This window comes from Pseudomonas faucium (assembly GCF_021602585.1).
GTDB lineage: Bacteria > Pseudomonadota > Gammaproteobacteria > Pseudomonadales > Pseudomonadaceae > Aquipseudomonas > Aquipseudomonas faucium.
The window spans coordinates 1-15,783 of record NZ_BQIP01000032.1 but is presented as its reverse complement, the minus strand read 5'-3'; the positions used below and the strand labels follow the sequence as shown (position 1 = coordinate 15,783).

The window sequence follows — 15,783 nt, the reverse complement described above, 5'->3', positions numbered from 1 at the left end:
GGGTCTCCTTGCGGTTGTTACCAGTCCAGGGTCACTCTCAAGGTGTCGCGGTACAGCCCGGCAGGCAGCGCGCGCGGTTGCGCCACCACTACGCCGTAGATCGGGATCGGAATCTGCTCGCTGCTGCTGATGGTGAAGGCTCGGGCCTGGCCGATGCCGTAGCGGCTGTTGCCGCCGGGGTCCACAGCCAACTGATAAGGGATGGTTTCGCGTCCGTTGCTCAGGCGCCGCACGCCATCGCTGCCGTTCATGCCGCCGTTGATGCGCACATTGAAGGCCCTGACCTGGGGCGTGCAGCTGATCTGCAGGCTGCCCTCGCCGCCGGCCTCGTCGACCCGGCTGCGCAATGGCCGGTCCCAGTTCGGGCCGCGGTCACCAAAATCCATCAAGCCGGGGTTGCCCAGGGTGGCCGGTGGCTGGTCGCCGCTGTTGATCTGGCAGGCGGCGCTGATCACCAGGCGGGCCTGGATGAAGCCGGTGGTGGTGCCATGTACGGTGCCCGCCGGCAACAGCAGCGGGCCCAAGCTGAGCAACAGCAATGAGGTGCGGTTCATGGCGTGACGTCCTTGTGCATGGCGGCCTCGCTACCAGGTGACCGTGACTTTGAGCAGGTCGGCGTACTGCCCGGCGCGGGGCACCCAGGCCAGTTTGTCGATCCGCGCGTAAAGCGGCAGCTCGACCGTGCCGCTGTCCGGCACCCGCGCCGCGTGGGCTTCGCCGACCACCACCGGGTCGCGCCAGGCCGGGTCGCGGTAGAGGCGATAGGGAATCGGCCGGGCCTTGGCATCGTCGCTGGCCAGGAAGCGCAATTCGCCGACGCCGCCGTGCTGGCCACCGTCGATGCGTACCTGGTACGGCGTGTCGGGGTTGCATTCCAGGCGCGGCGGGCGGCGGTTGAGCAGCACGCCGCTGAGCGGGGCGTCAGGGCCATCCAGGCGCGCCGCCAGCCCCAGGTCGATCTGCCCCAGGGCCTGCGCACCGGCGTCGCGCTGCTGGCCGACCAGCATGCAGCCACGCTGCACCTGCACGCGCACCTCCACGAGAAAGTCCGTCGCCCCCGCCAGGCCACTCAACGAAAGGCCCAACAGCGCGGCCAGAAAGCGTTCCGTCACGGCGTGTTCCTTGCTCTTTTCTTCTGCATTTGAGCGTAGCAGCCACGGGAAAAACCCTTACTGGCTGGGTGCCATTCTTTGGTGCTAGCGATAAAGAATGAACGGCAGCGAACATTTTTCCGTTCGGCAGCGAACCCCTGCCCTTCCTGCGCCTCCAATGGCCATGGGCCGGCAGAGCGGCGCACATTCTGGTACGGTGCAGCTCGGGCCGCCGGCCAGTATCAATCGCATGCGCCAGGCATGGACGAACATGACAGGAGCGTATTCATTGAGCACCGCAGACAAGCTACTTGCCCAAGCCGTGGAACGCTGCGCCCAGGAACCCATCCAGGTACCGGGCAGCATCCAGCCACAGGGCTTCATGCTGGTGCTGGACGAACCGGGCTTGCGCATCCTCCAGGCCAGCGAAAACGCCGAGCGCTGGCTGGGCGTGGCCGCGCAGGCGCTGATCGGCTGCAGCTTCGCCCAAGTGGTCAGCGCCAGCTTCGACCTGCGCGCGCAGTTGCAGCGCCTGCCCGTCGAACAGATATTCCCCTTTCACCTGGGCGATGTGCGCCTGCGCCCCGACGCCCCGTTCAGCGACAAGCTGCGCCTGCTGGCCCACCGTCACGACCAGGTGCTGATCGTCGAATTCGAACCCCTGAGCCTGCCCGCCGAGCTCGCCGACCACGGCGACTACTACCCGCTGGTGCGCGAGTTCGTCGGCAACCTTAACGGCGCTGGCGACCTGCAGGCGCTGTTGCAGCAGACCGTGCGGCAACTCAAGCGCATCACCGGTTTTGGCCGGGTCAAGGCCTACCGCTTCGATGCCGAGGGCAACGGCCAGGTGCTGGCCGAGGTCGCCGACGACGGCTACCCGTGCTACCTGGGCCTGTGCTTCCCGGCCTCCGACATCCCGCGCCAGGCCCGCGAGCTGTACCGGGTCAACCGCATCCGGGTGATCGAGGACGCCAACTACCAGGCCTCGCCGCTGCTGCCTGCGCTCAACCCGCGCACCGGCAAGCCGCTGGACATGAGCTTCGCCGCCTTGCGCAGCGTGTCGCCGGTGCACCTGCAGTACATGCGCAACATGGGCACCCTGGCCTCGATGTCGCTGTCGATCGTGGTCGATGGCCAGCTCTGGGGCTTGGTGTCGTGCCACCACGCGCAACCGCGCGCGGTCGACCTGCGCACCCGCACCGCCTGCGAGCTGCTGGCCAGCGTGCTGTCGCTGCAGATCGAATCGCGCGAATCCCACGCCAATACCCGCCAGCTGCTCGACCTGCGCCAGCACATCGTGCGGATGATTTCCGCCATGGCCGACCACGACAGTGTCAGCGACGGCCTGCGCGCCCTGCCCCAGGTGCTGCTGGATTTTGCCGGCGCCAGCGGCGCCGCGGTGATCTCCGCCGAGCGCTGCGACCTGTTCGGCCTGACGCCGCCCGCCGCCCAGGTCAATGCGCTGGTCGACTGGCTGGCCCGGCGCGGCGGTGAAACGGTGTTCCACAGCGACAACGTGCGCCGCGACATCGACGAGCTGCCCGAACTGGCCGCACATGCCGGCGGCGTGCTGGCGGTGGCGATCTCGCAGATCCACTCGCACTACCTGCTGTGGTTCCGCCCCGAGCAGGTGCGCACGGTGCACTGGGCCGGGCGGCCCGACAAGCAGATCGGCCCGCAGGGCGCGCTCAACCCGCGGCACAGCTTCGAGCACTGGCAGGAACAGGTCGGCGGCTACTGCCAGGCGTGGGACCCGCTGATCATCGAAGGCGTGCAGGAACTGCGCAGCGCCGTGCTCGGCATCGTCTTGCGCAAGGCCGAGGAGCTGGCGCAGCTGACCAATGAGCTGCGCCACTCGAACAAGGAGCTGGAGGCGTTTTCCTATAGCGTGTCCCACGACCTGCGCGCGCCGCTGCGGCACATTGCCGGCTACACCGAGCTGCTCAGCGAAATCGAAGGCCAGGGCATGAGCGAACGCGGCCGGCGCTTCCTTGCGCACATCGAGGAGGCCGCCCGTTTCGCCGGCAGCCTGGTGGACAACCTGCTGAACTTCTCGCAGATGGGCCGCTCGGCCCTGCGCCTGTCGGATGTCGACCTCAATGCCCTGGTCGACGCCATTCGCCAGGACCTGGCGCCAGACTACGCAGGCCGCGAGGTGGTCTGGGCCATCGAGGCGCTGCCCAAGGTGCACGGCGACCCGGCGTTCATCAACCTGGCCCTGCACAACCTGATCGCCAATGCCCTGAAGTACACCCGCGAGCGCACCCCGGCGCGCATCGAGATCGGCGCGCGCGAGCACAAGGGCGAAATCGAGGTCTATATTCGCGATAATGGCGTGGGCTTCGACATGGCCTACGCCAACAAACTGTTCGGCGTGTTCCAGCGCCTGCACCGCATGGAAGACTTCGAAGGCACCGGGATCGGCCTTGCCAGCGTGCGCCGGATCATCGAGCGCCACGACGGCCGGGTCTGGGCCGAAGGCCAGGTCGGCCAGGGCGCGTGTTTCCATTTCACCCTTCCCCGTCATCCCGAAACAAACTGAGGCACCCGTACCATCATGCTCAAGCCCATCCTGCTGGTAGAAGACAACCCCCGGGACCTGGAACTCACGCTCCTGGCCCTGGAGCGCAGCCAGTTGGCCAACGAAGTCATCGTCCTGCGTGACGGTGCCGAAGCGCTCGACTACCTGCTGCGCCGCAACAGCTATGCCGACCGCGACGACGGCAACCCCGCCGTGCTCCTGCTGGACCTGAAACTGCCCAAGGTCGACGGCCTGGAAGTGCTCAGGGAAGTGCGCGCCACCGCCGAGCTGCGCAGCATCCCCACGGTGATGCTGACCTCCTCGCGCGAGGAGCCCGACCTGGAGCGCGCCTACGAACTGGGCGTCAATGCCTACGTGGTCAAGCCTGTGGAGTTCAAGGAGTTCGTCGCCGCCATCTCCGACCTCGGGGTGTTCTGGGCGGTGCTCAACGAACCACCACCCGGATCCCTGCGCCTGAACCGGCGCGGCAGCAACTGAGGCCATTGCGAAGATGCTGCCAACGCCGCTGAAGCTGTTGATGGTCGAAGACAGTTCGATGGACGCCGAACTGACCCTGCTGAGCCTGGAGCGCAGCGGGTTGCAGATCCGCTCGCGGCTGGTGTTCGACCACCAGGCCGCCGAGCATGCCCTGCTCGAAAGCCGCTACGACCTGATCCTCTGCGACTGCGTGCTGCCAGGCTCGTCCGGCACCGATGTACTGGCCATTGCCCAGCGCCTGGCCCCGGACACGCCGTTCATCTTCCTTTCCGGCATCTACGGCGAAGAGCACGCGGTGGAGATGATCCGCCTGGGTGCCACCGACTATGTGCTGAAGAAAAACCTGCCGCTGCTGCCCAAGGCCGTGCGCCGCGCCCTGACCGAGGTGCAGGAGCGCCAGCGGCGGCGGCGCGCCGAAGAGGCGCTGGCCGATGTCGAGGCGCGCGCGCGCATCGCCATCGATGCCGCCGGCATGGGCACCTGGGACCTGCGCCCGCAGGAAAACCTGCTGATCTGGGACGACCGCTGCAAGACCCTGTTCGGCCTGCCGGTGGACACCGAGATGACCCTGGCGGTGTTCTACGCCGGCATCTACCCGGACGACCTGGCGCGGGTGCGCAACGCCGTCGAGCAGGCCATGCGCCCGGACAGCGACGGCCTGTACCGCGTCGAGTTTCGCATCGCCCAGCCCCGGGGCCTGGAGCCGCGCTGGTTGCTCAGCAGCGGCCAGTGCCAGTTCGTCGATGGCCAGTGCACGCGGTTTTCCGGCGTGCTGCAGGACATCCACACCCAGCGCCTGGCGACCCAGGCGCTCAAGCAGCTCAACGAGATGCTCGGCGAGCGGGTCGAGCGCCGCACCCGTGAGCGCGACCGCGCCTGGGAGCTGTCACAGGACTTGCTCGCGGTGCTCAACAAGGACCTCACCCCGGTCGCCCTCAACCCGGCCTGGGAAGCCAGCCTGGGCTTCTCGCGCGAGCGCCTGAGCCAGGCTTCGCTGTTGCAGCTGCTGCCCGAACCCGACCAGGAATCGCTGCTGGCCGAACTGGCCGCGCTCGCCCACGGCCGCACCAGCGCCCGCTTCGTCGGCCGCATCCGCCATGCCAGCGGCCAGCTGCGCTGGCTGTCGTGGGTGGTGGTGCCGGAAGACACCTTGCTTTATGTGGTGGCCCGCGACATCACCAGCGAGCGGGAAACCGCCCTGGGCCTGGCCGAGGCCAACGACCGCCTGCGCGAGCAGATTACCGAGCGCGAGCGCATCGAGGCCGCCCTGCAGCAGATGCAGCGCCTGGAAGCGGTAGGCCAGCTCACTGCAGGCGTGGCCCATGACTTCAACAACCTGCTGACGGTGATCCTCACCGGCTCCAGCTTCCTCGAGCGCGACCTGGCCAAGGGCGATGTGGCCAAGGCCCGCTCGCGCCTCACCCACATCCGCGAAGCCGGCGAGCGCGGCGCCAAGCTGACCTCGCAACTGCTCGCCTTCTCCCGGCGCCAGCGCCTGGAGCCGGTGCCGCTGAACCTCAACCGCACCTTGGGCGGGCTTGAAGAGCTGCTGCGCCGCACCCTGGGCGGCAACATTTCCGTGCGCCTGGACCTGGACCACAGCCTGTGGCAGGCGCTGACCGACCCGACCCAGACGGAAATGATCATCCTCAACCTGGCGATCAACGCCCGCGATGCCATGCCCGAGGGCGGCCAGCTCACCCTGTCGACCCGCAACACACGGATCAAGGCCCGCGCGCAGCGCCCGGAAGACCCCGAGCCTGGCGAATACGTGATGCTGAGCATCCGCGACACCGGCTGTGGCATGAGCGAGGACGTGCTGGCCAAGGTGTTCGAGCCGTTCTTCACCACCAAGGACATCGGCAAGGGCTCGGGCCTGGGCCTGGCCCAGGTGTTCGGCTTCGCCAAGCAGTCCGGTGGCGGCGTGCGCATCGACACCGAGCCAGGCCATGGCACCCAGGTGGCGGTGTACCTGCCGGCGGTGAAAGGCCAGGAGGCCTGCGAGCCGGTTGCCCCGGTGCTGGACCAGGCCAATGGCGACAGTGGCCGCGACCGCACGGTGCTGCTGGTGGACGACGACCACCTGGTGCGCGACCTGCTCGGCGATGTGCTGCGCCAGTATGGCTACCAGGTGCGCCAGGCCCACAACGGCGAACAGGCGCTGGCCTTGCTCGATGAAGGCATCGACCTGTTGCTCACCGACTTCGCCATGCCCGAGTTCAACGGCGCGCAGCTGGCCGTGGCCGCGCGCGAACGGCACCCGCGCTTGCCAGTGGTGTTTCTCACCGGCTATGCCGAGTTGCAGGGGCTGGACCTGCCGGGCAGCCTGGTGCTGCAGAAACCGGTACAGGCCGAGGAGCTGGCGCGGGTGCTGGATGAGCTGCTGAGGGTCAACCGGTAGGCTGCACTGCCCCCCATCGCCGGCAAGTCGGCTCCCACAAAGCAGCGGTGCAACCTCTGTGGGAGCCGGCTTGCCGGCGATGAGGCCAGCCCAAACGCCAGAAACGCGAAAACCCAGCGCCGACGTCATCTGCACTGAGTAGGAAGCAAGTATTGATAAAATGGCAGGGGCGGCTGGATTCGAACCAACGCATGGCAGGATCAAAACCTGCTGCCTTACCGCTTGGCGACGCCCCTGTATCGGATGCAGCTGATGCTGCTCTGACAATTCCAACGAGGTGACAACTGGGTTGTTGTCTTGGAATGCGCGGCACTTTAACAACATTCTTTTAACCTGTGAACCCCCTGACGTAAAAAAAATGCTTTAAAACAGCAAGTTAGTGTTCGCCTGCCGATTTCTGGGCATCGCGGCCAACCATCCGTCGTTTTTCCGCTGCCTTGCGCCAACACAATCGCATTCCACCTTTCCAATCAGGTAAGCGAACTGCAATTACCAAGGAAGCCCCCGATGCCTGTTTCCCACGACCTGTACCAGGACTTGCACTACCCTCGCGAGATCGTCCAGCAACGCCGCCAGCAGGACCAGGCCCTCGACCGCCTGCTCGACGAGTACATGGACATCGACAACCAGGTGCTGGCTGCCGAATCCATCTCCGCAGGCAACTTCCAGGACGACGACCTGCGCCAGCTCAAGGAACGTCGCCTGACCGTCAAGTACATGATCGAGCGCCAACTGGAACGCAAGGCCTGACCTATCGCGGCAGGCGATCAATCCGCGGCAGTTTTTCCATTGGTCAAATCCGCCCGCCTCGGGCAAGCTGCGGCCTGCCCGCCATTGCCCGAGGAGCTGCGTCTTGCCCGCCTGGATCCCTACCCCACTGCGCCAGCTCGGCCAGCGCCTGCGCAGTGCGCCGCATGCCCAGGGCGAACTGCTCGGCTGGTTCGAAGACAAGGCGCACAGCCGCGGCTACGTACTCAGCGAAGGCCAGCGCCGGGTCATCCAATGCATGGCCGAGCAACTGGCGGCCTTGCCGGCTGGCCAGCCTCGCAGCCTTTATCTGTACGGTTCGGTAGGCCGCGGCAAGAGCTGGCTGCTCGATGGCTTTTTCCAGGCCGTGCCGGTCGAAGCCAAGCAGCGCCTGCACTTTCATGACTTCTTTGCCCGCCTGCACCAGGGCATGCACCGCCACCGGCTGCTGGATGACGCGCTGGGGGCGACCCTCGACGAGCTGCTGGGCGACTGCCAGGTGCTGTGCTTCGATGAATTCCACGTGCATGACATTGGCGACGCCATGCTGCTCACGCGGCTGTTCAATGCATTGTTCGAGCGCGGCGTGTTGTTGCTGGTGACCTCCAACTACGCACCCGAGGGGCTACTGCCCAACCCGCTGTATCACGAACGCTTCCTGCCGGTGATCCGCCTGATCAATGGCCGCATGCAGGTGCTGGAGGTGGCGGGCGATACCGATTTTCGCAGCTTGCCGGCCAACCGCGAGCACCAGCGTTTTACCCGCGGGCACTATGTATGGCCTGGGGATGCGGCGCAGCGCCTGGCGTTGAATGTGCCAGTTGGGCCGCCGGTGCTGCTCGAGGTGAACAAGCGCCCCTTGCGCGCCCTGGCCGTGGATGGCCGGCGGGCGCTGTTCGCCTTTGACGACTTGTGCGAGAAGGCCACGGCGGTGATCGATTACCTGGTGCTGGCGGGGCAGTACGAGGAGTGGATCATCGAGGGGCTGGATGACCTGTCCGAATGCACGCTGGCGGCGCAGCAGCGTTTCGTCAACCTGGTGGACGTGCTGTATGACCAGGACCGGCACGTGACGGTGATCGGCCGGCGGCCGCTCGAGGACAGCCTGGGTGGGCCGCTGGCCGACCTGATGCGTACCCGCAGCCGGCTGGGGCAGTTGCATCGGGTCGGGCCTTAGCGCCCCATCGCCGGCAAGCCGGCTCCCACAGGGGGCAGCACAGGCTCAATGTAGGAGCCGGCTTGCCGGCGATGAAGCCAAAGCCTCACCCTGCCCTGGGCAAATCCGCCAGCACCCCCTCGATCTCCCCCAGCACCGCCGGATCATCCAGCGTCGACGGCGGCACATAGGCCTGCCCGTCGGCAATCTTGCGCAGCACTGCACGCAGGATCTTCCCCGACCGGGTCTTGGGCAAGCGCTTGACCAGGCGCACCCGGTTGAAACACGCCAGCGGCCCGATCTCCTCGCGCACGCTGCCCACCAGCTCCACCAGCAACTGCGCCTCGGCGATGCCCTCGCCATCCTTGAGCACCACCAGCGCCAGCGGCACCTGCCCCTTGATCTCGTCGTGCACGCCAATCACCGCGCACTCGGCCACCGCCGGGTGGCGCGCCACCAGGTCCTCCATCTCGCCGGTGGACAGGCGATGGCCGGACACGTTGATCACATCATCGGTACGGCCCATGATGTAGACGAAACCCTCGTCATCCAGGTAGCCGCCATCGCCGGTGTGGTAGTAGCCCGGGTAGGTGTGCAGGTACGCCTGCAGGTAACGTTCGTGATCGCCCCACAGGGTCTGGCTGCAGCCTGGCGGCAGCGGCAGCGCGATGACGATGGCGCCCTGGTGGTTCGGGCCGAGCAGGTGGCCGTCGTCGTCCAGTACCTGCACGTGGTAGCCCGGCACCGCCCGGTTGCTCGAGCCCGGGCGCGCCGCACTGCCTTCCAGGCCCACGCACGGTGCGGTGACCGGCCAGCCGGTCTCGGTCTGCCACCAGTGGTCGTGCACCGGCTTGCCGCTGACCCGCTGCAGCCATTCGTGGGTGCTGGAGTCGAGTTTCTCCCCAGCCAGGAACAGTTGGCGCAGCGAGCTCAGGTCGTGCCTGCGGATCAGCTCGCCGTCCGGGTCTTCCTTGCGGATCGCACGCATCGCGGTAGGCGCGCAGAACAAGGCATTGACCCGGTACTGCTCGACCACCCGCCAATAGGCCGAGGCATCCGGGGTACGAATCGGCTTGCCCTCGTAGAACACCGTGGTGCAGCCACTCATCAGCGGCCCGTAGACGATCAGCGAATGGCCCACCACCCAGCCGACATCGGAAATGCCCCACCACACGTCGCCCGCCTGCATGCCATAGATGTGGCGCATGGCGTAGCGCAGGGCGACCGCATTGCCGCCGTTTTCGCGCACGATGCCCTTGGGTTTGCCGGTGGTGCCGGAGGTGTACATGATGTACAGCGGGTCACCGGCCTCCAGCGCCACCGGGGCGACCGGCTGGGCATCCACCAGCGCTTCAGCCCAGTCCAGGTCACGCCCGGCCTGCAGCGTGGCACGGGCCTGGGGCCGCTGCAGCACCAGCACATGGCGGGGCTGGTGGCGGGCCAGTTGCAGGGCGCGGTCGACCAGCGGCTTGTACTCGATCACCCGCTCGAACTCCAGGCCACAGGACGCCGTGAGCAACAGCGTCGGCCGCGCATCGTCGATACGCAGGGCCAGCTCGTTGGCGGCAAAGCCGCCGAACACCACCGAATGCACCGCGCCGATCCGCGCGCAGGCCAGCATGGCCATGGCCGCCTGGGGCACCATGGGCATGTAGATGATCACCCCATCGCCCTTGCCCACCCCAAGCGCACGCAGCAGGCCGGCCAGGCGCGCCACCTGGTCATGCAGTTGCTGGTAGGTGAACGACTGCTGCAGGCCGGTGACGGGCGAGTCGTAGATCAGCGCCGTCTGCTCGCCACGGCCTTGCTCGATCTGGTGATCGAGGGCCAGGTAGCAACTGTTGAGGCGCCCATCGGCGAACCAGCGATGGGTGCCATCGGGGTTTTCCTGCAGGGCCAGGGAAGGTTTGCGGTACCAGGCCAGTTGGTCGGCCTGTTCGGCCCAGAAGCTGGCTGGGTCGGCGATGGAATGGTCGTAGCTGTGCTGGTAGCTCATGGTGACAAAACCCGGTACTTGTTGTTATTGAAGGGCGAACCTTGAGTATGGCCCGCCACGCCGGGCCCGCCATGGGACTAAAGTCACAACCCATATGCAGATTTGCAGCGCCGGCAACGGCGCCCGCCCCACTACGGTGCAAAGGCTCTAGAATAGGCAACCTTCTTTTTCACCGAGCACAGCATGGACATCGATCAGGCCCGTACCTTTCTGGAAGTCGTGCGCTGCGGCAGCCTGGTCGCCGCCGCCGAACGCCTGTTCGTGTCGCAGACCGCCATCACCGCCCGGGTGCAGCGCCTGGAGCAGCAGCTGGGTTGCCAGCTGTTCGTGCGCAGCCGCAGTGGCGCCAGCCTGACCAGCGACGGCGAGGCCTTCGTCAGTTATGCCAACCAGCTGGTGCAGACCTGGGAAGCGGCCCGCCGCGACCTGCCCTTGCCCCAGGGCTGCCAGCAGCTGCTGCACGTGGGTGCCGAGGTGAGCCTGGGCAACCCGATGCTGCTGGACTGGGTCAGCGCCCTGCACCGCGAACTGCCCAGCCATGCCATCCGCAGCGAGGTGAGCGACGGCGAGTCGCTGCTGCGCAAGGTGGAGATGGGCCTGCTGGATGCCGCGCTGGTGTACCAGCCGACCTATGGCCCGGGCCTGCAGGTGGAGCAGCTGATGGAGGAGAAATTGATCCGCGTGCGCCGGGTCGATCGGCCCGAGCCGTACATCTACATCGACTGGGGCGAAGCCTTCCGCCGCCAGCACGACGCCGCCCTGCCCGACTGCGCCCGCCCGGCGCTGAGCTTCAACCTCGGGCCGCTGGCCCTGCAGTTCATTCTCGACCAGGGCGGCAGTGGCTATTTCCGTACCCGCGTGGTGCAGGCCTACCTGGATAACGGGGTGTTCGAGCGGGTACCTCAGGCGCCGGAATTCACTTACCCCACCTACCTGGTGTACCAGCGCGAGCGCGACAGCCAAGCCCTGCAGCAGGCCTTTGCCGTGCTGCGCCGGCTGGTGGAGGCCGGCGCCAGCGATTGGTCACAGCGCTGGGACCCGGTGATCTGAAACAGCGCCGCCAGCGCTGAGCAACTGGCGCTTGAGGCCGGCGATCAGGTCGGTCTGGGTAATCACCCCCACCAGCTGGTCGCCATCGAGCACCGGCAGGCAATGCAGGCCCTGCTCGCACAACAGCGGCAACAGGCGCTCCAGCGGGTGCGCGCTGCCGACGCTGACCACCCGCCGGCTCATCACCTGCTCCATGCGCACCGCCTTGCGGCCGAACAGGCCGCGCCAGCTGAAGCGCCCCCGCTGCATGGCCGGGCCGACCAGGTCGCTGAGGCTGACGATGCCGACCAGCTTGCCCTGCTCAAGCACCGGCAAGGTCTTGAGGTGATGGCTGGCGAGCATGGCCCAGGCCTGCTCCAGGGTGGTGTCGGGGCTGGCGAACTGCACATCGCGCGACATCACCGAGGCGGCAGTGATGCCACCGAGGCTGCGCTGCAGGGCGTGCTGTTCGGTGGCCAGGATGATGCGCTCGAGTTCGTCGCGGGTGACGTCGACGAATTCGCCGAGCTCTTCCAGGGCCTGGTCCAGGTCCGCGCCACGGATGCCGACCCGCTCGCTGGGCAAGGGGTCGTGGGTGTGGTGCAGGTCTTTGCGCGGCGCCGCGCCCTTGGGGTAGCGCACGCCGGTCAGGCGGTTGTAGAGCACCGCCACCGCTACCAGGATCAGCGCATTGAGCATCACCGGTTCGAGCAGGTGGTCGCCCAGGGCCGTAAGCCCCGAGTCGGCCAGCACCGCACTCACCGCCACGCCGCCACCTGGCGGGTGCAGGCAGCGCAACAGGCACATCACCAGCAGCGAAAGGCCCAGGGCCGCGGCCGCCACCCACAGCTCGGCGCCGAAGGCCTCGCGCAGGGCCAGGCCCACCACGGCCGCCAGGGCGTAGCTGCCGAGCACCGGCCAGGGCTGGGCCAGCGGCCCGGAATGCACGGCGAACACCAGCACCGCCGAGGCGGCCAGCGGGCCGAGCAGGTGCAAGGCGATGCTCGGGCCGTAGGCCAGGCTGGTCAGCCAGCCGGCCAGGAACAGGCCGAGCAGTGCGCCGATCGCGGCACGCAGCCATTGTTTGGGGGGGATGTTGAGGGGCGCAGGCAACAGCCGCTGCAGACGACTTTCGGGACGCGAGGCAGGCATGTGGGTGATCGTGTCGGTTTTCTTTGATTAAAAAGAAAGCCCAGCCGGGGTGGCCTGGGCCCTAGGGGGCTCCGTCCGTGGAGAGATGGAAACCGCAGGGTTTCGTGGGGGGATTGTGCCGGGTGGCGGTGGGGTTGGGCCAATTCAAAAAAATGCGCCTGTACTGCAATTTTTTTGCAGTGCTGATATGGCCCTATCGCCGGCAAGCCGGCTCCCACAGGGTGAGTGCCGCATTCAAGACCTGCGATATTCCTGTGGGAGCCGGCTTGCCGGCGATAGGGCCAACACCAATCAACGCCCCTTGCGCGGCAATTCGATGCTCACCCGCAACCCGCCCAAAGGGCTCTCCAGCAAAGCCAGCGACCCACCCCAGGCATCGACGATATCGCGCACGATGCCTAACCCCAACCCATGCCCATCGACCTGCTCATCCAGCCGCGACCCACGCTCCAGCACCTGCAAGCGCTGGCCTTCAGGAATGCCCGGGCCATCATCGTCGACCCACACCTGGTAGCCGTTGCCAGCAGGCGCAATGCCCAGGCGCACCTCGCTGTCCGCCCACTTGCAGGCGTTGTCCAGCAAGTTGCCAAGCAGCTCCAGCACATCCTCGCGGTCCCACGGCAGCACCAGCCCCGGCGGCACATCCCGCTCCAGCAGCAGCCCTTCGCCATGGATCATGCCCAAGGTGGCGAGCAGCCCCGGCAGCTCGGCATCACAGTCGAACTGCGCCCCCGGCAAGGCATCGCCGGCCAGGCGCGCGCGGTTCAGCTCACGCGCCAGGCGCTGCTGGATCTGCTCGAGCTGCTCGCGCAATTGCGCGCGCACTTCGGGCAAGCCGTTCAGGCGCTCGCTGGAGGCCAGGCTCAACAGCACCGCCAGCGGCGTCTTCAGCGCATGGCCAAGGTTGCCCAGGGCATTGCGCGAGCGGCGCAGGCTGTCTTCGGTGTGGCTGAGCAGGTGGTTGATCTGCCCCACCAGCGGCGCCAGCTCGCTGGGCACCTCGGCATCGAGCTGCGAGCGCTGGCCCTGCTGCAACTGGGCGATCTGCTGGCGCGCGCGCTCCAGCGGGCGCAGCGAGCGGGTGACGGTGATGCGTTGCAGCACCAGCACCAGCAGCAGGGCCACCAGCCCCATGCCCAGGCCGATCTGCTGCAGGCGCCGGAAGCTTTCGCGCACCGGCGAGTAGTCTTGCGCCACGCTGATCGAGATGTTCTGCCCCAGGCGCCGGTAATCGGCGCGCAAGGCCAGCAGTTGCTGGCCTTCCGGGCCCAGCTCGTGGCTGTCGGAAAGGCCCGGCGCAGCCGGCTTGGGCATGTCCAGGTCCCACAGCGAACGGGAGCGCCAGGTGCCCTGCTCGAAGTCGATGCGAAAGTAATAGCCCGAGAACGGGCGCTGGTAGGCTGCGGAAATACGCCGCTCATCCAGCTGCAGCCCTGAAGGCCCGCGCACCAGGGCCACCAGCAGGTTCTCGCTTTCCTTGCGCAGGCCGTTTTCCAGGTAGCGCTGCAAGCCGGCCTCGAACAGCCACAGGGTGAGCTGCGCCAGCAACACCCCGACCACCACCAGCACGGCCACCAGGCCCAGGCTCAGGCGCGCCTGGATCGACTTCATGCGTTGTGCCCGGCGTACAGGTAGCCTTGCCCGCGGCGCGTCTCGATGACGCTGCGGCCCAGCTTGCGGCGCAGGTGGTTGACGTGCACTTCAAGCACGTTGGAATCGCGCTCGGTCTCGCCGTCGTAGAGGTGCTCGGCCAGGTGGCTCTTGGACAGGATCTGCTGCGGGTGCAGCATGAAGTAGCGCAGCAGGCGAAACTCGGCGGCGGTGAGCTGGATGTCGACTCCGTCGCGGCTCACGCACTGGCGGCTTTCATCCAGGTGCAGGCCGGCCGCTTCGAGCTTGGGCTGGTTGGCAAGGCCCCGGGCCCGGCGCAGCAAGGCCTGGATGCGCAGTTGCAGCTCTTCGGGGTGGAACGGCTTGCTCAGGTAGTCGTCGGCCCCGGCCTTGAGCCCTTCGATGCGCTCGGCCCACGAGCCGCGCGCGGTGAGGATCAGCACCGGGGTGGCCAGGCCGCCGGCGCGCCACTGGGCCAGTACTTCAAGGCCCGGCAAGCCTGGCAGGCCGAGGTCGAGAATGATCAGGTCATAGGGCTCGCTCTGGCCCTGGTACACCGCATCGCGGCCATCGGCCAGCCAGTCCACGGCATAGCCCTGGCGCTGCAGGGCGGTGGTCAGTTCGTCGGCCAGGGGGACGTTGTCCTCTACAAGCAACAGGCGCATTCAGTCGTCTTCCTCGTCTTTGAGCAGGGCACCGGTGCTGGCGTCGAGCTTGATCTCGCGCACCACCCCTTGGGTGGTCAGCAGCTCGACCTCGTATTCGTAGCGGCCATCGTCTTCTTCCAGCTCGGCCTCCAGCAGACGCGCCCCGGGGTAACGCCCCAGGGCGGTGTCGAGCAGTTGTTCGAGCGGCAGGATGATGCCTTTCTGGCGTAGCTTGAGGGCTTCATCCTGGTCCAGGTCGCGGGCAACGGCCAGGGAGCAGACGGCCAGCAGCGAGAGCGCCAGGTAACGCGCCGGCCGGGGGATGTGGATCATCAGCTGTCTCGTGCGTCCTTGAGTACTTCGCCGGTCTTGGCGTCCAGGTCGACGTCCCATTCGACGTTCTGCTGGTCACGCAGCTCGACCTTGTAGATGTAGCGGCCGTATTCGTTTTCCAGCTCCGAATCCTTGACGGTGGCGCCTGGGTGCTTGGCCATGGCCGCCGCCTTGAGTTCATCCAGCGACTTGATGGTCTTGTCGTTGACCAGCTTGACCACTTCGTCAGGCTGAACGTCCTTGGCCAGGGCAACGTTGGCACCGAAGGCCAGTGCAGCGGCGGTGAACAGGGCAGTCAGAGTTTTCATGGGGTCTCTCCATCGAGGTGTGCAAATGTGTCTACGGGGTGCAGATTAACCACCGGTCCTTAACTCAACCTGAAAACAGCTGGCGACATGATAGCGCAGCTGGAGAGCGCGTCGCCTTGATCGCCGGCAAGCCGGCTCCCACGGGGCCCATGCCCTGCAGGGACGGTGTGGGAGATTCTATGGTTGGGGGCAAAGTTTTTTGCCCCCGTTACTGATGTATTCGCTTTGGTTTTTCATCAGGGCGAACGCAATTCTGGCTAATTTCCGGGACAGGATGACGAGGGCCTGCGTGG

Annotated in this window: 14 protein-coding genes, 1 tRNA gene and 1 pseudogene; 6 read left to right on the top strand and 10 right to left on the bottom strand. The window is 66.8% G+C overall.

What is annotated here, in order from left to right; genetic code table 11:
• Positions 1 to 17: 17 nt before the first annotated feature.
• Positions 18 to 554 carry a Csu type fimbrial protein gene (locus L6D75_RS25035; protein WP_176515629.1) on the bottom strand — a complete coding sequence of 179 codons (537 nt, stop codon included), beginning with the start codon at positions 552 to 554 and terminating at the stop codon, positions 18 to 20.
• 30 nt (positions 555 to 584) lie between these two features.
• Positions 585 to 1,112, bottom strand: a complete 528-nt coding sequence (locus L6D75_RS25030) for a Csu type fimbrial protein (protein ID WP_176515627.1) — start codon at positions 1,110 to 1,112, stop codon at positions 585 to 587.
• A 250-nt stretch (positions 1,113 to 1,362) separates the two neighbouring features.
• Between L6D75_RS25030 and L6D75_RS25025 the strand changes: the two genes are divergently transcribed.
• The 3 genes from L6D75_RS25025 to L6D75_RS25015 are packed head-to-tail and all read left to right on the top strand — an operon-like array spanning position 1,363 to position 6,511.
• A complete protein-coding gene (locus L6D75_RS25025; RefSeq protein ID WP_176515625.1) occupies positions 1,363 to 3,633 on the top strand; it encodes an ATP-binding protein in 2,271 nt (756 codons plus the stop codon).
• 15 nt (positions 3,634 to 3,648) lie between these two features.
• Positions 3,649 to 4,110: a response regulator gene (locus tag L6D75_RS25020; RefSeq protein WP_176515623.1), complete on the top strand. Its 462-nt coding sequence runs from the start codon at positions 3,649 to 3,651 to the stop codon at positions 4,108 to 4,110.
• 13 nt (positions 4,111 to 4,123) lie between these two features.
• Positions 4,124 to 6,511 carry a hybrid sensor histidine kinase/response regulator gene (locus tag L6D75_RS25015; protein ID WP_176515621.1) on the top strand — a complete coding sequence of 796 codons (2,388 nt, stop codon included), beginning with the start codon at positions 4,124 to 4,126 and terminating at the stop codon, positions 6,509 to 6,511.
• A gap of 161 nt (positions 6,512 to 6,672) precedes the next feature.
• Here L6D75_RS25015 and L6D75_RS25010 read toward each other — a convergent pair.
• Positions 6,673 to 6,747 (bottom strand) — tRNA-Gln (locus L6D75_RS25010).
• A gap of 271 nt (positions 6,748 to 7,018) precedes the next feature.
• Between L6D75_RS25010 and L6D75_RS25005 the strand changes: the two genes are divergently transcribed.
• Positions 7,019 to 7,261, top strand: a complete 243-nt coding sequence (locus L6D75_RS25005; protein ID WP_176515619.1) for a hypothetical protein — start codon at positions 7,019 to 7,021, stop codon at positions 7,259 to 7,261.
• A 103-nt stretch (positions 7,262 to 7,364) separates the two neighbouring features.
• Entirely contained in the window at positions 7,365 to 8,435 is a 1,071-nt protein-coding gene (gene zapE, locus L6D75_RS25000; RefSeq protein WP_176515617.1) for a cell division protein ZapE, read from the top strand.
• A gap of 85 nt (positions 8,436 to 8,520) precedes the next feature.
• Here zapE and L6D75_RS24995 read toward each other — a convergent pair whose 3' ends face one another.
• Positions 8,521 to 10,410 carry a propionyl-CoA synthetase gene (locus L6D75_RS24995; protein WP_176515615.1) on the bottom strand — a complete coding sequence of 630 codons (1,890 nt, stop codon included), beginning with the start codon at positions 10,408 to 10,410 and terminating at the stop codon, positions 8,521 to 8,523.
• A 183-nt stretch (positions 10,411 to 10,593) separates the two neighbouring features.
• Between L6D75_RS24995 and L6D75_RS24990 the strand changes: the two genes are divergently transcribed.
• Positions 10,594 to 11,460, top strand: coding sequence for a LysR family transcriptional regulator (locus L6D75_RS24990; RefSeq protein ID WP_176515613.1), 867 nt, complete (start codon positions 10,594 to 10,596; stop codon positions 11,458 to 11,460).
• Here the strand turns inward: L6D75_RS24990 and L6D75_RS24985 are convergent.
• The 6 genes and pseudogenes from L6D75_RS24985 to L6D75_RS24960 form a co-directional block, all read right to left on the bottom strand.
• Entirely contained in the window at positions 11,434 to 12,591 is a 1,158-nt protein-coding gene (locus tag L6D75_RS24985) for an HPP family protein (RefSeq protein ID WP_176515611.1), read from the bottom strand. The genes L6D75_RS24990 and L6D75_RS24985 overlap by 27 nt on opposite strands.
• A gap of 291 nt (positions 12,592 to 12,882) precedes the next feature.
• Positions 12,883 to 14,202, bottom strand: a complete 1,320-nt coding sequence (locus L6D75_RS24980; protein WP_176515610.1) for an ATP-binding protein — start codon at positions 14,200 to 14,202, stop codon at positions 12,883 to 12,885.
• Positions 14,199 to 14,867, bottom strand: coding sequence for a response regulator transcription factor (locus L6D75_RS24975; protein WP_176515609.1), 669 nt, complete (start codon positions 14,865 to 14,867; stop codon positions 14,199 to 14,201). The genes L6D75_RS24980 and L6D75_RS24975 overlap by 4 nt, the downstream gene beginning before the upstream one ends.
• Positions 14,868 to 15,182, bottom strand: coding sequence for a PepSY domain-containing protein (locus L6D75_RS24970; RefSeq protein ID WP_176515608.1), 315 nt, complete (start codon positions 15,180 to 15,182; stop codon positions 14,868 to 14,870). It abuts the gene before it with no gap.
• Positions 15,182 to 15,490 (bottom strand): PepSY domain-containing protein, encoded by a 309-nt coding sequence (locus tag L6D75_RS24965; protein ID WP_176515607.1) that lies wholly within the window; start codon positions 15,488 to 15,490, stop codon positions 15,182 to 15,184. The genes L6D75_RS24970 and L6D75_RS24965 overlap by 1 nt, the downstream gene beginning before the upstream one ends.
• 177 nt (positions 15,491 to 15,667) lie before the next feature.
• Positions 15,668 to 15,783: pseudogene (locus L6D75_RS24960) on the bottom strand (IS110 family transposase); the annotation flags it as partial.